Annotated in this window: 14 protein-coding genes; 11 read left to right on the top strand and 3 right to left on the bottom strand. The window is 45.3% G+C overall.

Translation table 11 applies throughout. The features are described 5' to 3' along the window. The first annotated feature begins 23 nt into the window (after positions 1 to 23). The 7 genes from QUA90_RS14550 to QUA90_RS14520 all read left to right on the top strand — a co-directional run bounded on the left by QUA90_RS14550 (position 24) and on the right by QUA90_RS14520 (position 6,578). A complete protein-coding gene (locus tag QUA90_RS14550; protein ID WP_333446189.1) occupies positions 24 to 170 on the top strand; it encodes a hypothetical protein in 147 nt (48 codons plus the stop codon). A gap of 9 nt (positions 171 to 179) precedes the next feature. After that, positions 180 to 1,007: a protein-glutamate O-methyltransferase CheR gene (locus QUA90_RS14545; RefSeq protein ID WP_333324664.1), complete on the top strand. Its 828-nt coding sequence runs from the start codon at positions 180 to 182 to the stop codon at positions 1,005 to 1,007. Next, a complete protein-coding gene (locus QUA90_RS14540) occupies positions 961 to 1,686 on the top strand; it encodes a chemotaxis protein CheB (RefSeq protein ID WP_333324666.1) in 726 nt (241 codons plus the stop codon). Before QUA90_RS14545 ends, QUA90_RS14540 begins: the two co-directional genes overlap by 47 nt. A 7-nt stretch (positions 1,687 to 1,693) precedes the next feature. Next, the gene (locus tag QUA90_RS14535) at positions 1,694 to 3,763 is read left to right on the top strand and encodes a response regulator (protein ID WP_333388871.1); all 2,070 of its coding nucleotides are present in this window, start codon (positions 1,694 to 1,696) and stop codon (positions 3,761 to 3,763) included. A gap of 138 nt (positions 3,764 to 3,901) precedes the next feature. Further along, a complete protein-coding gene (gene map, locus QUA90_RS14530; protein ID WP_333080703.1) occupies positions 3,902 to 4,729 on the top strand; it encodes a type I methionyl aminopeptidase in 828 nt (275 codons plus the stop codon). Between the two features lie 159 nt (positions 4,730 to 4,888). Further along, positions 4,889 to 5,581, top strand: coding sequence for a response regulator transcription factor (locus QUA90_RS14525; protein WP_333080704.1), 693 nt, complete (start codon positions 4,889 to 4,891; stop codon positions 5,579 to 5,581). Positions 5,582 to 6,218: 637 nt separating this feature from the next. Continuing rightward, entirely contained in the window at positions 6,219 to 6,578 is a 360-nt protein-coding gene (locus QUA90_RS14520) for a hypothetical protein (protein WP_333324672.1), read from the top strand. A gap of 261 nt (positions 6,579 to 6,839) precedes the next feature. Here QUA90_RS14520 and QUA90_RS14515 read toward each other — a convergent pair whose 3' ends face one another. Then, on the bottom strand, positions 6,840 to 7,118 hold the full coding sequence (locus QUA90_RS14515) for a hypothetical protein (protein WP_333324674.1): 279 nt from the start codon (positions 7,116 to 7,118) through the stop codon (positions 6,840 to 6,842). Between the two features lie 31 nt (positions 7,119 to 7,149). On the opposite strand from QUA90_RS14515, the gene QUA90_RS14510 reads away from it, so the two are divergent. Together QUA90_RS14510 and QUA90_RS14505 are read left to right on the top strand one after the other, a co-directional pair. Further along, entirely contained in the window at positions 7,150 to 12,336 is a 5,187-nt protein-coding gene (locus QUA90_RS14510; RefSeq protein ID WP_333446187.1) for an nSTAND1 domain-containing NTPase, read from the top strand. A gap of 211 nt (positions 12,337 to 12,547) precedes the next feature. Further along, complete coding sequence (locus QUA90_RS14505) at positions 12,548 to 14,824, top strand: FdhF/YdeP family oxidoreductase (protein WP_333388873.1); 2,277 nt, start codon at positions 12,548 to 12,550, stop codon at positions 14,822 to 14,824. 158 nt (positions 14,825 to 14,982) lie between these two features. Here QUA90_RS14505 and QUA90_RS14500 read toward each other — a convergent pair whose 3' ends face one another. After that, on the bottom strand, positions 14,983 to 16,215 hold the full coding sequence (locus tag QUA90_RS14500) for a glycosyltransferase family 2 protein (protein WP_333446185.1): 1,233 nt from the start codon (positions 16,213 to 16,215) through the stop codon (positions 14,983 to 14,985). Between the two features lie 422 nt (positions 16,216 to 16,637). Here QUA90_RS14500 and QUA90_RS14495 point away from each other — a divergent pair, with 422 nt between their 5' ends. Beyond that, on the top strand, positions 16,638 to 17,045 hold the full coding sequence (locus tag QUA90_RS14495) for a hypothetical protein (RefSeq protein ID WP_333388875.1): 408 nt from the start codon (positions 16,638 to 16,640) through the stop codon (positions 17,043 to 17,045). Continuing rightward, positions 17,039 to 19,582 carry a protein kinase domain-containing protein gene (locus QUA90_RS14490; protein WP_333446183.1) on the top strand — a complete coding sequence of 848 codons (2,544 nt, stop codon included), beginning with the start codon at positions 17,039 to 17,041 and terminating at the stop codon, positions 19,580 to 19,582. Before QUA90_RS14495 ends, QUA90_RS14490 begins: the two co-directional genes overlap by 7 nt. Positions 19,583 to 19,823: 241 nt before the next feature. On the opposite strand, the gene QUA90_RS14485 is transcribed toward QUA90_RS14490, so the two are convergent. Beyond that, on the bottom strand, positions 19,824 to 21,236 hold the full coding sequence (locus QUA90_RS14485; RefSeq protein ID WP_333388877.1) for a hypothetical protein: 1,413 nt from the start codon (positions 21,234 to 21,236) through the stop codon (positions 19,824 to 19,826). Positions 21,237 to 21,296: the final 60 nt, after the last annotated feature.

The raw sequence follows: 21,296 nt of genomic DNA, 5'->3' as shown, positions 1-21,296 counted from the left end.
CGTTGTCAGTTGGCAGTTGACTGTTGGCAGTTGTCAGCAGTCAGCAGTCAGCAGTCAGCAGTCAGCAGTCAGCAGTCAGCAGTCAGCAGTTAGCAGTCAGCAGTCAACAGTCAACAGTCAACAGTCAACAGTTAACAGTCAACAGTCAAAAATGCCCAATAACCAATTAGTCATTAAAAATGTCCGAAAGCCATGAACTTGAAACAATCGAAATTCAACTCCTACTAGAGGGAATGTTTCGCTATTACGGATTTGATTTTCGTAATTATGCTCTTGCCTCTCTCAAGCGCCGTATTAGGAACACTATTCGCTCGGAACAGCTCACCACTGTCTCTGCACTTCAGGAAAAGGTACTTCACAATCCTGCTTACCTAGATCGTTTACTGCTGGATATTTCTGTCAATGTAACGGCGATGTTTCGCGATCCCAGCTTTTACATTAGTTTCAGAAATAAAGTGGTGCCGCTGCTGCGTACTTATCCTTTTATTCGGATTTGGCACGCTGGATGTTCAACGGGCGAAGAAGTCTATTCTATGGCAATCTTGCTGCAAGAAGAAGGACTTTATGACCGTTGTCGGATTTACGCTACGGACATGAATGAATTAGTGTTGAAAACAGCCAAAACAGGGATATTCCCGCTGAAACAAATGCAAGAATATACGCAACTCTACCACCAAGCGGGGGGCAAGAAAGCGTTTTCTGAGTATTACACTGCTGCCTATGAAAATGCGATTTTTCGCTCTTCACTTAAAGATAATATTGTCTTTGCTCACCACAACCTAGCAACGGATAATTCTTTTAATGAATTTAATGTTATTTTGTGCCGTAATGTGCTGATTTATTTCAATTCACACCTCCAAGAGCGGGTACACAAGCTTTTTTATGAGAGCCTGGGAATGTTTGGAGTTTTAGGACTAGGACATCAGGAGTCTCTGACTTTTACACCTTATGAAAAATACTATGAACCAATTGAAAGTAGTGAGAAACTCTACCGGAGAATTAAATAAGAAAAATTTTCAAATAGTGGTTGTGGGTACGTCTTTGGGAGGGCTAGAGGCTCTGACTGTGCTGCTGGCAGATTTGCCCCAAAGCTTTCCTTTGCCTGTAGTTATTGTCCAACACCGCCATAAGAGTTCTGAGAATAGGCTTACTTATTTTTTACAAAAGCAAAGCTCTCTCCAAATCACAGAGGCAAAAGACAAAGAGCCGATCGCACCTGGACGGGTTTACTTGGCTCCCGCTGACTATCACTTGCTAATAGAATCTCCCTGTGAGGAGGAGTTTAGCCTGTATCAAAACAACTTTACAGAATGGGGGAGCGTGGCAGTGGAGTCAATCCATAATTCAAAATCCCCAATCCCCAATCGCGGAACTCCTACATTTGCACTATCAACTGAGGCTCCTGTCTGCTACGCGCGGCCCTCAATCGATGTGCTGTTTGAGTCTGCTGCGGATGCCTTTGGGGAGAAAGTTATCGGCATAATTTTAACGGGAGCGAATTCGGATGGTAGTAAAGGGCTGGCAAAAATTAAAGCTGAAGGAGGATTGACATTTGTGGAGGAACCGGCTTCAGCTCTGTGCCCGACCATGCCAGCGTCAGCGATCGCAAATGTTGAAGTAGACTGGATTTTACCCCTCTCTAAAATTGCTCCCTGTTTAGTCAATTTGCTAAGAATTAAAGATTAAAAAAATTATGAATCAGCAGTCCCCCCATCGAGTAAATGTCCTTTTAGTTGACGATCGCCCAGAAAATTTGATAGCTCTAGAAGCTATTCTCAACAGCCCCTCTTATAATCTAGTACAAGCTAGTTCGGGCGCGGAGGCTCTGAGATGTCTGCTTAATGAAGATTTTGCAGTAATTTTGCTTGATGTGCAGATGCCGGGAATGGATGGATTTGAGACAGCAACATTGATTCGCTCTAGAGATCGATCGCGAGCGACTCCGATTATTTTTATCACAGCATTCAGCAGTAATGACACCCACGTGTTTAAAGGTTATTCTCTGGGTGCAGTGGATTACCTGTTCAAACCATTGGAACCGGAAATATTGACCTCGAAGGTGCAGGTATTTGTGGAATTGTTCCAAAAAACCGTCGAGGTGAAGCAGCAAGCAACACAGTTAGCGGCTGTTAATAGTGAACTAAGTAAAAGTGAAGAGCGGTTTCGCACTTTGTGTGCTTGTTCGCCACTGGGAATTTACTTAGCTGACGTTGAAGGCCGCTGTACTTACATTAATCCCCGTTGTCAAGCGATTTGCGGGTTAGCTTTGGACGAAAGCTTGGTAGAGGTTTGGCAGCGGGAAGTTCATCCAGAAGATCGCGATCGCGTAGTCACAGATTGGTTAGCTTGGATTAAAGAAAGTCAGGAATATTCTAACGAGTTTCGATTAGCTGGTAGCGAAAGCGTGCGTTGGGTTCACGTGCAGTCGTCACCAATGTTTTCGGATTTGGGAAAACTTATCGGTCATGTGGGCACGGTTAGAGATGTCACAGACCGCAAGCAAGCAGAGGAAGAACGCGGGAGACTAATCCGCGAACAAGTGGCGCGGCAAGAAGCGGAGAGAGCTAACCAGATGAAGGATGAATTTCTAGCTATTCTCTCTCACGAACTCCGCACTCCTTTAAATGCAATTCTCGGCTGGTCTAGGCTGCTTCGTACCAAAACATTTGACCAAGACACTATTGAGAAAGCCCTAGAAACAATTGAGCGCAATGCTAAATCTCAAGCTCAACTCATCGAAGATATTTTAGATGTTTCGCGGATTTTGCGGGGTAAACTAAATTTAAATAAGCATCCGATTCGGTTGGAATCTGCGATTAAGCTGGCAATAGATTCTTTGGAGCCGCTGACTGAGGAAAAATCCATAGTCATAGAATTAACGTGCAGTCCCAATGTAGGTGAAGTTATCGGCGATCCCGATCGCTTGCAGCAAATTGTGTGGAATTTGCTGTCAAATGCGATTAAGTTTAGTCCGCAAGAGGGTAAAGTAGAGGTGCGGTTAGAGTCAGTTGGAGATGAGGCTCACATTCAGATAATTGATAGCGGCATTGGTATTGAGCCTGATTTTCTGCCTTATGTTTTCGATCGCTTCCGCCAAGCTGATAGCAGCACAACTAGGTCTTACGGAGGTTTGGGACTGGGATTGGCGATCGTCCGTCACTTGGTGGAACAGCACGGCGGTAAGGTGCATGCAGAGAATAATCCGGGCGAGGGTGCGAAATTTACGGTGGCTCTCCCTGTGGCACAGAGGAACGCCCTCGCTACTGACGATGATTGGTCGCACCTCAATGACCAGGCAGAGACCCTTCCCACTCTGGCTAATTTGCAATTGCTGGTGGTGGATGATGACGATGACACGCGGGAGTTTTTGATTGCTTTACTTGAGGACGAAGGAGCTGTGGTGCGATCGGCTGCATCGGTTGCCGGGGCTCTAGCCGCACTGGACAGTTATTGGCCGGCTCTGCTGCTGAGCGACATTGGAATGCCGGAAGCAGACGGCTATGAGTTGATCGCGCGGGTGAGAGAAATGGAAAGGCTCAGGGGTGGAAAGATGCCTGCGATCGCTCTGACGGCCTACGCGAGAGAGGAAGAGCGCCAGCAAGCGCTGGAAGCTGGTTTCCAGATGCACTTATCTAAACCAGTTGACATAACTAAGTTAATTGCAGCAATTGCTAACCTCACAGGAATACTCGGAAATCCTGAGCCGACGGACTCGGCGGTTAAAACCGCTTTGTTGACCCCCCAATCCCGTGCTGATTACTGAGAAAAATATTAAGCTAGCTTAAAGGACACGCGATCGACAGTTCGGAACAAGACACCCATTTTTCCACAAAAAGCTGGATATTTGCCGTTTTTTGCTTCAACCTGCCGTCCAACTACAAAATTACCCGCCCATCAATACATGAATATTTTTAGCAGTCTGCTTTCTAGCCCAACTCAAGCACCCCAAGTCAAAAAACAGCGTCGAGGCATTGAAATTAAGTCGGAACGCGAAATCGAAATTATGCGGCAAGCAGCGAAAATCGTTGCAACGGTACTCAAAGAAATTTCCCAAATGGTGAAACCGGGAATGACTACTGCTGATTTGGATGCTTATGCCGAAAGACGCATCCGCGAAATGGGTGCAACTCCCAGTTTTAAAGGCTATCACGGTTTCACGGGATCGATTTGCTCTAGCATTAATAACGAAGTTGTTCACGGCATCCCCAGCGCCAAAAAAGTAATTCGGGCCGGAGATGTTCTCAAGGTAGATACGGGGGCATATTACCAAGGTTTTCACGGCGATTCTTGCATTACGATCGCAGTTGTGGAAGTGACTCCCGAATCGGCAAAATTAATCCGAGTCGCAGAAGAAACGCTCTACAAAGGCATCGAACAAGTCAAGGCGGGAGCTTATTTGCTCGATCTGGCTGGTGCGATGGAAGATCATGTCAAAAGCAACGGTTTTAGTATCGTTGAGGAGTTTACCGGCCACGGTGTCGGGCGAAATTTGCACGAGGAACCGTCGGTTTTCAATTTCCGCACGCGGGAAATGCCGAACGTGAAATTGCGAGCGGGCATGACATTGGCGATCGAACCGATTCTGAATGCCGGTTCTAAGTACACTCGGACGCTTTCTGACAAGTGGACTGCTGTAACAGTTGACAATGCTATGTCGGCTCAGTTTGAGCATACTGTGTTGGTGACAGAAACTGGCTATGAAATTTTGACCGATCGTTCCAAAGTTTAAGGGGAACAAAAAACAATAGTTTTGAGTTTTGAGCTAAAGTTTTTATTCTGTAGGTTGGGTTGAGCGATGGCGAAACCCAACACCTTATTTAAAATGAAGATTTGGGTTTCGTTCCTCAACCCAACCTACAATATTTACACTATTAAGAAGGTAACAGAGATGTCAGCACGATTATTATTGGTAGATGATGAACCGGGCTTGCGGGAAGCAGTACAAGCTTATTTGGAAGATAGCGATTTTGCGGTTGAGGTTGCCAGTAATGCTCGCGACGGCTGGGAAATCTTGCAGCAGACTAATCCGGATTTGGTGATTTCAGACATTATGATGCCCCAGGTGGACGGTTATCAGTTTCTCAAGCAAGTGCGGGAAGATCCTCGCTATAAAGCTTTGCCGGTGGTGTTTTTGACGGCTAAGGGGATGACGAGCGATCGCATTCAAGGCTATCAAGCAGGCTGCGATGCTTATCTTTCTAAGCCCTTCGATCCCGACGAATTAGTAGCAATAGTAACCAATTTGCTGGCCCGCCGCGCGGCTGCTAAGGAGACAAGCGAAAATGCTGAAAGTCCAGATATTGCTGCTTTGACAAGCCAAATGGCGAGAATTGAGTCTTTGCTGAGTGGGCGGAGTTCGATCGCCCAAAGTCCTTCGCCGATTAAAATTGATTTGACTCCGCGAGAACAAAGTGTTTTGGATTTGGTTGCTCAAGGTTTGATGAATAAGGAAATTGCCCGCCGCTTGGAAACTAGCGTGCGTAATGTGGAAAAGTACGTCAGCCGTTTGTTTAGCAAGACGGGTACTAACAGCCGTACTGAGTTGGTTCGCTTCGCTCTCGAACACGGCTTGACGAAATAGGAGTCCTCTAGACTTGGCTGGAGGCTCTGCCTCGCCGAGCTGCGTTACCAGGCTCTTCCTGGTAACGAGAATTATGCAAAAAATTAGAAATGTTAAGATATAAGTATTGACAGATATTCCGTGGCTGTGGTACGTCACATCAGCTTGCTGGTGGCAGCGCGGGAGTGCGAAAACGGGTGTGCGAAAACGGGTGTGCGATTCCCTACGGGATAGCTACGCACGCGCGGACTTCTCACCCACTTTGCTTCGAGTCTGAGATGAACACTCGCAAACACCGGGGAATTACTTCTTAACGGGAAAACCTGACTGTTTAAGAGTTTTCACGTAGTAAATAGAAAGGCAAACACTTGACCGGATATGCTCCGTTAAACAAACTTGCCACAAACAGTTACAGATCAGGTTATATCCTGTGGAAAAACAAGCCACTATTAATTAATGACTCTGCTCAAAAACGGATACTTGCGAAGTGCCGGAGTGTTAAGCAGCGCACAATTTTAGACCCTAGTTAAAGCTCTCAGATTCTTCTGTGGAGTCAATCTAAAATCTAAAATCTAAAATCGACTGAAAGCGCTCTAAAGTAGGCGCAGATGTTGAATGTATAGCAGCACCAAAAGTTAGTTTATACCAGGAGGATACCATGAGGAAAATCACGGCGCGACAAACGATAAGTGCCATAGTAGCACTGCCGCTCGTACTAATAGCCAATACAACTCAAGCTTTAGCGACTGATACCGATCAGAAAATAGAGCCAATTAAGAAAGTTTCGGATTTTGGCGATGAGCTAGATTTTGATATTGGGCCACCAACAACAATTAGCATTGAAGAAAGCGAGGATTGGGATGAACCTGATTTTACAGCTACTTTAGATATGGAGATTAATAAATTTATGACAAAAAATCTTCAAGCTGTAATTGATGAGCCGCCCCCGGTAGTTTATCTCAGTGCGGCGAGGGGTCAGTCAACCAGGGAATGCCGGATTTCCGGGATATGCGAATAACTGAATCGGATTGGTGCGATTTTGGCGATGGCTGGGACTCCTGCAAACAAAGACTCATTTGCTGGGTAGAATTGGAGCAATTATCAAGATTTCAGTAAACTCCGGTTGATTTTGCTGGGAATATGCGAATAACAGAGTATGTATTTATTTGGGTATGCTTTAATTGCGATCGGCTAACATAATAAGTATGCAGGCTGAAATAAACTTAACTATTTTATGGTTCCCAGTGATGGGAAATCGCCCAAAATGGCAGAAATAAAATTAATCATGTGATTCTTCGCTCTGATTGGCAAACGTAAAAACGGGTAAAAGTAAACTTAGAGCAACCGCCAAAATGGTTAGGACGTTCTTAATTGCACTTTCCCCTGCCGTCGATTCCTTCCATCCGTTACATCCGTTACATCCGTTAAATAATCCGTTGCCGAACTGCCATCCGTTACATCCGTTACATCCGTTAAATAATCCGTTGCCGAACTGCCATCCGTTACATCCGTTAAATAATCCGTTGCCGAACTTCCTTTTTTCGGCAGTTGACAGCACCTATCCTGAGAATATTTTTCAAATATTAATTATGCTTAATTCGCACTGCCAGCAAGACACCGCAGCACAGCAAAACAAAAGTTCGCTGCAAACTCTCTCCCGGACTCTGAGAATGTCTCAGGGGCAATTTTCCCTGATTTTGGTGCGGTGCAATTACAGTGCGATGAGAGAGGAAATTGTAAGGCAATTGCGGGAGGAGTCTGAGATCGAGATTCGAGAAATTGTCCTCCCGCCCTCTGTTAAAACTCTTTACACGACGATAGAAACCAAAATTTCCTGCAGCCATCCGGCAGCTTTAATGGTGTTGGGATTGGAATCGGTAAGTGCGATTGATCGACTCCTGACTTCTACCAACTACGTGAGGGAAGAATTTCGGAATAATTTTTCCTTCCCGGTGGTGCTGTGGGTGACAGACAAAATCTTAAAAAAACTGATTCGGTTAGTAACAGATATCGAAACTTGGACGACAAGTGTTGAATTTGTGATTGGCCCCGACGACTTGGTGGAGTTCCTGGGCAAAAGTGCCGATCGCATTTTTTCCAACATTTTAGAAAGTGGCAATTGGCGTTTAACTAATTCTGCCATTCTCGGAGCCAATTCTTTGACTGAACTAGAGTCTGCCAGCCAAGACTTGCAAACTTGCAACATCAGGTTAGAACCAGCTATTGAAGCAAGTTTGCAATTTATTCGCGGTAGGCACGAATATGCTTGTCACCGCATCCCGGCGGCTATTGAATTGTATCAAAAAAGTCTCAGTTTTTGGAAGTATCAAGTAGCATTTGTTGGGGGACAAAAAACCGAATTTAGCGATTTGTTATTTACCGTTCACCCAGCACCGGTGTTAGAGGGAATTCTGCTATTCCACATCGGTCTTTGCTACCGCTTCCAAGCAGAACAACATCGCAGCGGCAACCGTCCTTACTGGACGGAAGCTAAGAATTATTTTCAGGAATGTATTGATGTTTTAGAACGCGCGGGGCGGCCGGATGCCGTTGGTATATTCATCAATCAACTTGGCGAAGTATTGCAGCATTTAGAAGATTGGGATGCACTCTGGAATTTAGCTATCAAAGCTCGGAGGTTACATGAAAATATGGAAAATTCAGCAGTTAATTTGGCTCAAGATTACGGCTTTTTGGCTAGAGTAGCCTTAGAGCAAAAGAACTGGCAAGGGGCGAAAGAGTGGGCTTTAATCGCTCTAGACGTTCTCAACTCAAATTTAGAAGCGACGGGACAGGGAACCCATGTAAAGTCGCAGCATCTAGGCTTGTATCTGTTGATTTTAGCAGAGGCCCAGAGTCAGTTAGGTGAGGTACAAGAGGCGATCGCGCATTTAGAGCTTGCTCGCTCGGAAACCGAACCTTGCTACAACCCGCAACTGTATTTGCGGGTTTTAGAAATGCTGCGATCGCTCTATTTTCAGCGGGGAGAATATCTCCAAGCATTTCAAATTAAACAAGATTATCGAGCGGTGGAACACACGTATCGGTTCCGAGCTTTTATTGGAGCCGGAAAATTGCAGCCGCACAGAGAAGCGGTTAATTCCGTCGCCGAAACTCTTGCAGGCGCTGCTACTATTGCTGACGAAATTACAGCTTCCGGCAGAGAGCAAGACCTCAACCGCTTGATATATAGGATGAACAATACCCCCGACAAACTGACAGTAATTTACGGTCAGTCTGGAGTTGGCAAAAGTTCAATAGTCACGGGAGGATTAGTACCAGCTCTCAAACAAAAAAAAATAGAAATGCGGACTGTTTTGCCCGTAGTGCTGCAAGTTTACAACAACTGGCCGCGGGAATTGACCAGACAGTTATCTGCTGGGAAAGCTGAAATATTCGATCCGGAAAATTCCGAAGCCTTACCAGAAACTGATCCGGTAGATTTGACCGTAGAAGCAGGTGCAGTCAAGGGAAATCTTATTTCGGGATTTCAGGGTGGCTCGACTGGGAATAATGAGGATCAAAGGGAGCAGTCACAGCCAATAGAATTAATCATACAACAACAGGCGATCGAATACGAAAATATTCTCAACGAGCTGCAAATAAATTCAGAACATTTAGTGACTGTTCTGATATTTGACCAATTTGAAGAATTTTTTTTCGTGTGGAAAGAGCCAGCGGAAAGACAAATATTTTTTGATTTTTTGCGGGAATGCTTGAAAATAAAATATTTAAAAGTCGTCCTGTGTTTGCGGGAAGATTACCTGCACTATTTGCTGGAATTTTCCCGACCAAAAAACCAGACAGGATTCGTTAACAATGATATTTTGGAGGACATTCTCAGCAAAAACATTCTGTTTTATTTGGGAAACTTTTCGCTGGTCGATGCGCGATCGGTAATTCGCACTTTAACTGAGCGAGCGCAGTTTTACTTAGAACCGGAGCTGATCGAAGAATTAGTCCAAGATTTAGCTGGAGAATTAGGAGAAGTCCGCCCGATCGAACTACAACTTGTCGGGGCTCAACTGCAACAAGAGAACATTAGAACTTTAACTCAATATCAGGAACTTGGCAACAATCCGCAACAAAAATTAGTCGAAAGGTTTCTCGAAGAAGTCATAAAAGATTGCGGTCCAGAGAATGAAGTAGCTGCACGCAGAGTATTGTATTTGCTCACAGATGAAGAGCAAATACGGCCCCTAAAAACCCGCGCCGAATTAGCTTCAAATCTAGCGACATTTGCTGAAGCTGATAAACTAGATTTAGTCTTAGAACTTTTAGTAAACTCTGGTTTAGTTTTTCGATGGATGGAACTGCCTGCTGAGCTTTATCAGCTCGTTCACGATTATTTAGTTAGCTTCATTCGCCAGCAGCAAGAATTAGATAAAAAGGCAGAAGTTGAGGAACTGCGAAAGCAAAACCAAATTAACCGAGATGAAATTGAACAAATTCGCAAAGACAGAGAGCAAGATGCTTTGCTGTCGGAAGCTAGAGAGAAACAGCACGAAGCGGAAGCTCAACTTTACCAATCTCGGAGATGGCAATTGCGGGCGGCGGTTCTAGGAGTGCTTGTACTCGCAGGTGTTTCGGGGATGGCATTCGAGCAAGCAAAATTAGCAGAAAGCGCACGGCAAGAAGCAGAAAACAGTCGGACTGATGCCCTAAATTCGGCGTCGGAAGCTTTGGTGCTTTCTAATGAAAAAAATCAATTAGGAGTGTTGGGAAATAGTATCAAAATTGGTCGTGATTCTCTGAAAAGTACAGCGCTGCCTGTGGAGACTAAAACTCAAATTGCAGAAAGACTCAGACAAGCAGTTTCCGGGGTGCAAGAACGCAACCGTTTCGAGCAGCACAGCAAGTTTGTTTTGGATGTGAGTGTCAGTCCCGACGGCAATTCAGTTGCTTCGGCAAGTGCTGACAAAACTGTTAAATTGTGGAGCAAAGAAGGTAAGTTATTAAAAACTTTCAATCACCCAGATAGCGTGACGAGTGTTAGTTTTAGTCCCGATGGGAAAACGATCGCGACTGGTTGTGCAGATCGCACAATTAGAATTTGGCAAGTAAATAACGACAAAAGTGCGATCGCCATTTTATCCAGCCACCGCGATATCGTCACCAGCGTCAGTTTCAGTCCCGACGGCAAAACCCTAGCTTCCGCCAGTCACGACAACACCGTCAAAATCTGGAACCTTGCGAACAAAAAATTGCTGCAAACCTTAACCGGACACAAAGACTGGGTGCTCGGTGTCAGTTTCAGCCCCGACGGCCAAACAATAGCCTCAGCAAGTGTTGACAAAACTGTCAAACTTTGGAACAGAGAAACTAAAACCCAGAAATTTAAAATTAATCCCAAAACATTAACCAAACATTCTGACATTGTGTACAGCATTAAGTTCAGTCCAAACAGCCGAGAACTCGTCTCAGCAAGTGCCGACACCACAGCCAAAATTTGGAACCGAAACGGTGAGGAAATCAGAACTCTCAAAGGACATAACGATGAAGTTGTCAGCGCGAGTTTCAGTCGCGACGGCAAAAAAATTGTCACCGGCAGTGCAGACGATACGGTGAAAGTTTGGAGTCGCAGCGGCACTTTGCTCAACACTTTTCGAGGACATCAAGACGATGTGAGGGCAGTGAATTTCAGCGGTGACGGCACTATTGCTTCCGCAAGTAAAGACAAAATAGTGAAAATTTGGAAACCGGACAGCACTCCGCTGAATAAGATTTTATCGGGACACGGAGACTGGGTTTACAAAGTCAGTTTTAGTGCTGACGGCAGAACAATTGCTTCTGCTAGCGGGGACAAAACAGTGAGACTTTGGCGCACTGACGGCAGTTTATTCAAAACCTTAGAAGATCACAAGGATTCTGTTACCTGGGTGAGCATTTCCCCTGATGATAAAACTGTTGCTTCGGCCAGCAATGACAAAACAGTGAAAGTCTGGAGTTTAGACGGCAAACTGTTAGATACTCTCAGCCACAGCGGCATTGTTAGAAGCGTGAGTTTTAGTCCCGACGGAAAGATAATTGCCGCCGCAAGTGCCGATCGCAAATTGTACCTCTGGCGCTGGAACGGTTCTAAAGCAACTTTGTTTGCAAAACTCGATCACAGCAATCCAGTAATTAGCGTTAGCTTCAGTCCCGACGGCAAAACTATTGCTACTGCTACCGCTGCTGAGGACAAGGCAAGCGCGAAGAAAAAGGGTTTTGAAATTACCGGAGAAAAGAGAGTTTACCTGTGGCAATTTAATGGTTCGTCGGCAAAAATTATGAAAACTCTAGACCACCAAGACAGTGTTAAAAATGTTAGTTTCAGTCCCGATGGCAAGACTATTGCTGCTGCTTGTGCTGACAAAAAAATTTACTTGTGGGGGTTTGATGGAAAGGCTGTTAATTTAACTGAAAAACTCGACCACAGCGATACTGTAGAAAGCGTGAGTTTTAGTCCCGACGGCAAATTGATTGCGGCGGCGAGTGGGGGAAATACTGTTAAGCTGTGGGATTTTGACGGCAAGAAGGCGCTGCTATCGAAGACTTTGGAATCGAGCGATCGCGTGTTGAGCGTTACTTTTAGTTCTGACAGCAAAACTCTGGCTTTTGCTAGCAGCGATAGGACTATAATTCTGTGGCCTTTGGAGAATTTTGAACTGAATAAAATCATTGCTCGGAGTTGCGAGTGGTTGGGAGATTATTTGCAGAATGACCCGAATGTTGCTGAGGGCGATCGGCTGCTGTGTCTGGGATTTGGCAAGCAGGCGTTAAATAAGAGGAAATAAATCCTTTAGTGAGGACTGCATTCCTCTGTCGGCGGATGAATAAAAACTTGCATTCGTGACGGCGAACATCGAGTTAAATTTAGATTAAAAAATCTATCTGTTGACTGGTGTTGTGGGCTGTAAATTTGCGGTAAAATTCCAGTAATAAATTTAACTCATTTGGCGGTTCGCCCGCCCCATCAATCCGCAATTCAAACAAAAGGTCAACCACATGGATGTCAACTCCCAAAATGTCCAACCAATCCCGCCATTCAACGAGACAAACGAGGAAACACCAGACATAGGTGGCGGTTTGCCCGTAATAGAATATTGGGCAGAACATACATTGTCCCCGGAAGGGCCGAAACTTTGGAAAACTTTGCTGCACAAAAGTGCTTGTTTGTCATGTTCTTGGGGCACTGGCGGGCAGAAAGGAGGTTTTACAAATGAAGAGGGTGAAAAACTTCAGCGCTGCATGAAAAGCGTCGAAGCAATCTCCGCTGAAATCAAGCCGGCTATCTCAACTCAATTTTTTGAAAAGAAGAGTATTGCAGAACTACAGCAATTAACTTCAATGGAAGCCGATAGGCTGGGAAGGCTGAGTTTTCCGATGATTTTGCGGGCTGGTTCATCTCATTACGATCGCATTTCTTGGGAAGAAGTTTATCAAATTGCCGAAGCTGCTTTTCGCAAAACCCCCGAAAGAGTCGCATCTTACAGTTCTGGTCGCTCTTCCAACGAAGCGGCTTTTCTGCTGCAATTGATGATGCGGGCGATGGGTTCCAATAACTTAGCAGATTGTTCCGATCTCTGCCACGCTCCCTCGACAACTGGCTTAAGCGAAATGTTTGCCACACGCACCTCGGTAGTGAGTCTAGAAAACTTGAAGGAAGCAGATTGCGTCGTGCTAGCGGGCAGCAATTCTTCCTACAACCATCCCCGCTTGATGAACGAGTTAATTAAAATTCGCGACAAAGGCGGTAAAATAATTGTAATCAATCCGGTGATGGAAATTGGGTTAGTCAAGTTTGGTTCTCCCGCATTTCCTGTCAAGTCGCTCATCCCCGGTTCCGATATTTCCTCCTTATACTTGCAACCAATTCCCGGCAGCGATACGGCGCTATTTGTCGGCATTCAAAAGGCTATAATCGAACAAGGTTTGCTGGAAGAAAGCTATTTGCAAGCTCATACAGAAGGCTGGGAAGCAGTAGTCCAGCACGCCCGCGAAACCTCTTGGGAAACTATTACTAAAACCTGCGGAGTTTCCCAAGCAGAAATTGAGGCAGCAGCCAAAATCCTGGGCACTTCAAAGCGAGTTGTATTCGGTTGGGCGATGGGAATTACCCAACACGGTAACGCTGTAGATAACGTTTTCAGCATCGCCAATACGGCATTGATGACGGGAAATGTCGGCAAAGAAGGGGCGGGATTAATGCCAGTCAGAGGACACTCAAATGTCCAAGGATTCGGCTCTATGGGCGTCACTGTCAAGCTGAAAAAAGAAATTCAACAAGCTTTAGAAAAGTTATTAAATCGTCCCCTCAGTCCTGTTAAGGGTTACGAAACTCGATCGCTCATTGAAGCAGCAGATGCAGGCAAAGTCGATACGCTGATCTGTCTGGGCGGCAACTTGTACGGGGCGAATCCAGATTCAACGCAGGCAAAACGCGCTTTAAGCAATGTTGAAACCGTTATCTACCTCGCAACCAAACCGAATTTAGGGCATTTTCACGGATTAGCCAAGCACAATACAATTGTGATTCCCGTGCTGAATCGCTTTGAAAACCCCCACAAAACAACGGTGGAATCGGGGAATAATTTTGTGCGTTTAAATGATGAGGGAGAAACTCATCTCCAGAATTCGGATTTGATTCCTGAAGTGCATTTTTTAACAGAATTAGCCAGCCGAATTCACGGTAATTTTCCCGTTGATTGGCGCCAACTTCAAGACACAAAATACGTTCGCCAATTGATTGCTAAAACTATTCCGGGCTATGAAAAAATAGCCACAATTGATGAAACAAAAGAGGAATTCACGATCGGCGGTCGCATTTTTACAGAACCTAAATTCCCTACAGAGTCTGGGAAAGCGAAGATGTTTGTCACGCCTTTACCTAAGCTGAAATTACCGGAAGCGAAAGAATTTGGAGTATCGGAGTCAACACAGGGTATTGTTGTGGCATTGATGACGGGACGCAGCTATTCTCAGCATAATACTGTCGTCTACAAAATTGATGACAAGTACCGGGGAATGCCGCACCGCAACTGCATTTTGATGAATCGCGCGGATGCAGAAAGCACTGGTTTTCAAGAACATCAGCGCGTGACGGTGCAGGGAAATGTGGGGAAAATGGAAAATGTCGAGGTGATTTACGGGGCGGTTCGTGAGGGTGCTGCTTTGATGTTTTATCCTGAAGTTAATGTGATTTTTCACCCGGAGATTGAAAAGCGATCGGGCACGCCTGCTTACAAGCGCGTACCTGCTTTTGTATACGCGGAAGTTCGGTAACGGATGTAACGGATGTAACGGATGTTATGATTAGCTCTGCCTTCGGTCTTCTATAACTCACATTTTCGATGATTTTTAAGAACAGGCAAGATGCCTGTTCCACAAGGAGTTAATTTTTTGTAGGGTGGGCATATTGCCTGCCCCTATGCAAGTCTTAATTAACTCTTAATTTGCAAAGTTCTACCGCGCCAAGTCCATCCCCAACCAGTTTCGGTTTTAATCGCAGAACCGATCGCCATCGCCGCCACTAACGCACCTCCCAAACCTCCTAACCACCAGTATTTCGTCGGACATTCAGAAATCTCGGCACCCAAGCGGCGCAAATTGTAATGCTGCCAAATTACGATTATTACTAAGAAGGAAGAAGGAAGAAGGAAGAAGGAAGAAGGAAGAGAGAAGACGGAAGAAGAAAGAGGGAAGACGGAAATTATTTGTTTCAGAATAATTAATAATCCTATCCACGGCATAGGATAAATAAAGAACATAATTGCAGCCATGTAAACCATCAAGCCCCAACTGCGGTTAGCGCCGAGATACAAATTCTTTGTCCAGCCTTCCCACAATGCGCTCCAAGACCGATACATCCGCACGGATGCCAAATTTGACCCGGAATAAAGTCCGAGCTTTAAACCCGCACGTTTGATGCGCCTAGCTAATTCCACATCTTCCACAATTTCGCCGGCAACTGCTTCGTGACCGCCAATTTTTTCGTAAGCCGATCGCCTAAATAGCATGAATGGGCCGCCGGCAAAAGCACTGTCTGTTTTCGAGGGATCGTTGACGGCGGTAAAGTCGTAGCAAACTGCTAGGTGATTGAACATTATCGGCTGTACTAACCACTCGGCCACACACTCACAAACCAGCGCTGGCATACAGGTGAACAAGTCTATTTTCTCGGTTTCGGCTGTGGCGATAGCGGTTTCGATCGCACCTGGTTTGAGTCGCACGTCGGCATCGATAAATAATAAGAAGTCTCCGGTTGCTATTTGAACAGCTTGGGCGCAGGCCCAGTTTTTGCCCGCCCAATATTGGTTGGTTGGTCGCGGCTGACCTGCTAATATTTTAAGCCGGGGGTCGTTGAGATGCTGTTGCAGGGTTTGCCCGATCGCTAACGTGTTGTCTGTCGATCGATCGTCTACAATTAAAACCTCTAGGTTGTCCACAGACAGCGGTGTACTCTCCAAAATGGCGATCGCGCAATCCCGAATATTCTCTGCCTCGTTGTATGCTGGTACGATTACCGAAACTTTAGGGAACTGCGCGGCGGACTCCGGTGACAGCTTAGCCAAACTTCTGTCGGTTCGAGGCGCATTTTCGACCGATCGGCGCAAATTCTTAGTGTAAGCTCTACTTACAATCAGAGAAAAAATTAGCAGGGTTAACAATATCAAAGCGAACTGACCTCAAAATTTCGGTACAGGATGTGTCTCCCTAAATATTAAAAAATATTAAAACAAAAAGCTAGTCGATCGCCCGAAAAGTTATTTTGACCGAAAGCATCCAGGATACAAGCCCCCGGATTCATCCGTGGGGTCAATGCTTCAATCTAAAATCTAAAATCTAAAATCTAAAATCGATTGACCAACTCTTTTGCTATAATTTGTGAGCATCTTTCGGCTCGCCCGCAGCGAGGGGCAAGACCCCTCACCCAGACAGCGACCGAAAAGCCGAGGATAGATATCAGTTTTCAGAGGATATTGCAATGGGCGAATTTTTTACAGTCGATGTGTTTGCGAACACGATAGCGGTACTCGGCGCTTTGGGTTTTTTCTTTTTGGGATATCAAGCTTTGCAGATGTTGAAAAAATAAAGTATGTCAGAACTGAGATGTTACACCATTGTCAAGAACGGGCAAGATGCCCGTTCCACAAAGAATGATTTTTCTTGTGGAACAGGCATCTTGCCTGTTCCTCAACAAGTAATTGAGAATGGTGCAATATCTCAGTCAGAAGTCAGAAGTCAGAAGTATGAAGGAAAGAGGTCTGAAGGAAAGAAGTCAGAGGGAAGAAGTCCGATGGAACTCGGAATAAGGAAAGAAAGAAGAAGGAAAGAAACAACTATTCCGAATACCCAATGCCCTGTTTTGCCAATGCCCAATGCCCTGTTTTGCCCCTGCCCAGGAAGACCTAATTCACCTGAAAAAGGCTATACAACTGACTCAACATTGCAACTGTTTCTTGCGAAAATCAACCAAAAAAAGGCTGCGTTATTATCATGGTGAGCCAACTTTTAGATGGACGCTATCAAATCATTGAAGTCATAGAAACAGGAGAATTTGGACAAACCTATCTGGCCAAAGATATTCGCCGTCCCGGAGAACCGCAGTGCTTTGTCAAGCACCTGCGTCCCGGTACTACCGAACCGAAATTAATTAATACTACGCGCCGTCTTTTTCAAAAAGAAGCAGAAGTTCTAGAAAAGCTCGGTCAACACGACCAAATTCCTCAGCTATTCGCTTATTTTGAAGAAAATGAAGAATTTTTCTTAGTTGAATCCTTTGTTGCCGGTCACTCGCTATCAACCGAGATTGTACCGGGCAAGCCTCTAACTGAAGAAAAAATGATTCCTTTGCTGAAGGAACTGTTAGAAATTTTAGTGTTTGTACACGGACAGGGAGTAATTCACCGAGATATTAAACCGGCTAATTTAATCCGCCGCTATTCAGATAATAAGTTAGTTTTGATTGACTTTGGCTCGGTGAAAGAAATTCACATCGCTCAAAGACAAGCGCCGGTAACTGTGCGGATTGGCACTCTGGAATATATGCCGATCGAACAATTTCAATACAACCCGCAACTCAACAGCGATATCTACGCTTTGGGAATGATTGGCATCCAAGCAATGACGGGTTTGCCGGCTTACGATTTGCCGAAATTGCGGGATTTGAAAAATTCTAATAAAGGCGAAATTGTTTGGCGGCATTTAGCCACGTGTTCCCAAGCGCTGGCTGATGTTTTGGATAATATGGTGCGCTACGATTTTCGGGAGAGGTACCAGTCGGCGGCGGAAGCTTTAGCCGATTTGAGGAAAATTGGCGATCGATCGCGGGCGCGGATTCCCAAGCTAACAATATATCGCGAAGAAGTCGATCGGCGCAGCAGCAGCCGGGGTGATATTACCGTCGTCGGTCGGAGAATATTAGATGAACTGCGCGTCAGTTTGGAATTGCTGCCAGAAGAAGCAGAGGCGATCGAAGATGAGGTATTGAACCCTTACCGGAAATACAGGGAAAAAGGCGAACGCTACGAACAATCACTGCAAGAAGCAATGCAGCAAGAATATCCATTTTCTCTGGAAACTCGCGACGAATTAAAACGCTTGCAGCAAGTTTTAGGGCTTACCGACGAAGATGCCGCGAAAATCGAAGAATTAGTCATTCCTAAATCTTTATTTGCTAAATTGTACAAGGCGATCTCCACAGTTTTGGAGGGACACCGCAACCCCAATGGGCCACCAGCCAGCAGTGCCCCTCAACTCGAATTGCAGGCAGGCCCGGCGCTATCCTCGCAGGTAAATCTGAACGGAAAAACCGATTTCTCGTTAGCGCAGCCCGCCCCTACGGGGGCTACGCCAACGGAGAGGATCGCCAGCCCAGCAGCACTTGTCCCCAAAGAAACTCGCAAATTCAACCCTTATCTCGCCGGGGCAACAATTGCGGCTATCTTAGCTGCGATCGGGGGAATTTACGGATATCTCAAGTGGCAAGAATGGCAGCAGCGAGCCCAGAAAGAATCCCAAGAGCTCAATCAAATTGAAGCTCTTTATAAAGGCAGTAATTATGAAGACTGCATCAGCCAAATACCAACAATTGCCAACACTTCCAGCAGCTATTCATCCGCTCAGGAGTTACAGGAACAGTGCCAAGCAGGTCTGCGGTGGAAGAACGCCAAAGTCAAAAATTTCGCTCAGCATTCAGATGCCGTTGGGTCTGTTGCTTTCAGTCCAGACGGTTTAATGTTAGCCAGCGGTTCTAAAGACAAAACCATCCAAATTTGGGATTTAGCTACAGGCAAGTCTATCCGCACTTTTCCAGGAGATTCCTCCACCATTTGGTCGGTTGCTTTTGACTCAAACGGTACGAAACTGGCGACGGGAACCGGTTTTTGGCGAGTCATGCTGTGGGATTTAAAAACAGGGCAAGTGATTCGCAGTCTCGACCACACTGCTTCTGTTTGGTCTGTCGCTCTCAGCCCCGACGGACAGCTTGTTGCTAGCGGCAGCGGAGACAAAACCACAAAGATTTCGGAGGCAGCAACTGGCCGTTTGATTCAGAGTTTTCCAGACCATACAGATTTTGTTTATTCTGTGGCTTTCACTCCAGATGGAAAAAGTTTGGTTAGCGCTTCTAAGGATAAAAAAATTACAGTTGTGGATGTCGCAACAGGGGCGTTGCTCAAAACTATTGAGGGACACGGCGACCCCGTGAGGTCGATTGCTGTTAGCCCAGACGGCAAGACCATTGTTAGCGGTTCCTACGATGAAAGTATTAAAATCTGGAATATCGAAACAGGAGATTTAATTCGCTCTATCAAGGGACATTCTGACGATATTGTCTCGGTTGCTATCAGCCCGGATGGGAATTTTATTGCGAGCGGGAGCAAGGATAAAACTATTAAAGTTTGGGATTTTGCTACCGGAGAATTGCTGAATACTTTGACGGGACATTCCGATGAGGTTTATGTGGTGACTTTTAGTCCTGATGGCAAAACTATTGCTAGCGGTTCTAAAGACAATACTATTAAGTTGTGGTTGAGGTAATCAGAAGGAAGAAGGAAGTTCGGCAACGGATTATGTAACGGATGTAACGGATGTAACGGATGTAAAGGATAGAAGGAAGAAGGAAGAAGGAAAAATAGTCCTTGACGCACAGACTATACTTGTAGGGTGGGCAGTGTACACCTTACTACTACAGATAGTGTAACAATTGAAAAGTTGTGTCTACGAGGGAAGAAGTCAGTCAACAGTCAACAGTCAACAGTATCCATTAGTCATTAGTCATTTAATTGCTGTAATTCAACTCGTTTTTTAAGGTTTTGGGAAAGTGCCAATAAGGCGTTTCTAATTCGTCCTCAGTTGGATAATTTTCAGGGGATTCCTCTCGAATTTGAAAAAAGTGGTAGAGGTTAGCCACAGTTAAATCGGATATTTCTTGCCAATTCGAGGCAGCTAAAGCTTGATAGCCAGTAGCGATCGCCTGCTGGCTGATATAAAATTCGTATCCCCGGCGGATTTCCGGGGACACAGCGAAGGTTAGCTGGTCGCGCAAGGATAGAAAGTGAGACTTTTGCTTTAAAGTTTCATAAAGGGAAGGTTCCGCAGCTAATACCGCGAATGTAGTGTACACGCTGCTTTTTAAACTATCGGCGGTGAGTTTATCTAAACTAGCTAACTGGTGCTGCTCTTTTGGAGACAAAGTTTCCATCCAATCAACCTCATTTTGCCAAAATTCTATTACACTTAAATCATGACCGAGAATCCTAGTAACTTCAGGAAATAAAAAATCTAGTTCTGGTTCGGATTGACATCCTTTAACAACAGTTAGAAGATTTTGACAAATTTTTGATTGGAGTTCCCGCAGGCGATCGCTCACCATATCGTAGGCCCGCTGCAAGTGAAACGTGACGCCGATCGCCTGCTCGATCGCCCAAACACATTCCATGTGCCTGAGTTGTCCGGCAGAACACACCCCCTCCAACAAACTGGGATTGTCATAAATTTTTAAAGCCTCAAACAGCATATCCCTCCCGCTATTAATTTCGGAATTCCGAAGTTTAATATCTGGCACTGTCAGGGCTGACTGACAGCGTTTAATAGCTTTAGAAAAAATCTCATAACCGTTAACCAGTTTCTGGCGGTGCATTTCAAAACTAGAGTCGTGAGCCACCTTAAAAATCTGCTGGATCACCTCTACTCCCCTATCTTTGAGGATGTGTCTGAGATCGATAAATCCGTCTTTAATTTTTAGCTTCTGGTGCTTTGCCTCTTCTCGGATTTTTAATACTTGGTTGAGGTTTACTGCTGACAAAACTGTGCTCGATACAGTGCCAATACCAATGACAGCAGCAGTTGCTTGGATCACTGCCAAATTAATTTTCAGAGAGTTAAGCATTCTGTATATTTTTTGAAACCCCTGATGAGTTTGAGCCACCTGCAACGGCGCCACAGTCACGTATACGGGAGCTACCAGCGGCTGTATGGGGCCACCTCCGGCTAACTGTGCGAGCAATCCTATAACTCCGCGCGAGGATAGAGTTTCACTTCTTGATTGATAAAAAATTTTTGCAAGCTCCACAAACTCCCCTGTCACCGGATCTCTAGCTGCCGGGAGCAATTTTCCTGTTTTGGTAGCAGGCTGTACAAGGTTGCCACTATTGAGTCGCGCCTGAGTTGCAGGAGTGAATATATAATCCATGTGGTGACTCAGTTTCCATTCAAAAACGCAGATGTTCTGTATTGTATGCTGTTTATGGAA

Origin of the sequence: Microcoleus sp. D3_18_C4, assembly GCF_036702355.1 — a bacterium.
In the GTDB taxonomy this organism is placed as follows: Bacteria; Cyanobacteriota; Cyanobacteriia; order Cyanobacteriales; family Microcoleaceae; genus Microcoleus.
Note: the sequence above shows the minus strand (reverse complement) of the source record. Positions and strands in the feature narration are given on the sequence as shown.

Excerpts from the sequence above, each read along its gene's own strand:
- QUA90_RS14525 (WP_333080704.1), top strand. The coding sequence starts at position 4,889 with ATGTCAGCACGATTATTATTGGTAGATGATGAACCGGGCTTGCGGGAA.
- map (WP_333080703.1), top strand. The coding sequence starts at position 3,902 with ATGAATATTTTTAGCAGTCTGCTTTCTAGCCCAACTCAAGCACCCCAA.
- QUA90_RS14510 (WP_333446187.1), top strand. The coding sequence starts at position 7,150 with ATGCTTAATTCGCACTGCCAGCAAGACACCGCAGCACAGCAAAACAAA.
- QUA90_RS14535 (WP_333388871.1), top strand. The coding sequence starts at position 1,694 with ATGAATCAGCAGTCCCCCCATCGAGTAAATGTCCTTTTAGTTGACGAT.
- QUA90_RS14495 (WP_333388875.1), top strand. The coding sequence starts at position 16,638 with ATGTCAGAACTGAGATGTTACACCATTGTCAAGAACGGGCAAGATGCC.
- QUA90_RS14545 (WP_333324664.1), top strand. The coding sequence starts at position 180 with ATGTCCGAAAGCCATGAACTTGAAACAATCGAAATTCAACTCCTACTA.
- QUA90_RS14490 (WP_333446183.1), top strand. The coding sequence starts at position 17,039 with ATGGTGAGCCAACTTTTAGATGGACGCTATCAAATCATTGAAGTCATA.
- QUA90_RS14505 (WP_333388873.1), top strand. The coding sequence starts at position 12,548 with ATGGATGTCAACTCCCAAAATGTCCAACCAATCCCGCCATTCAACGAG.
- QUA90_RS14520 (WP_333324672.1), top strand. The coding sequence starts at position 6,219 with ATGAGGAAAATCACGGCGCGACAAACGATAAGTGCCATAGTAGCACTG.
- QUA90_RS14540 (WP_333324666.1), top strand. The coding sequence starts at position 961 with ATGAACCAATTGAAAGTAGTGAGAAACTCTACCGGAGAATTAAATAAG.
- QUA90_RS14485 (WP_333388877.1), bottom strand. The coding sequence starts at position 21,236 with ATGGATTATATATTCACTCCTGCAACTCAGGCGCGACTCAATAGTGGC.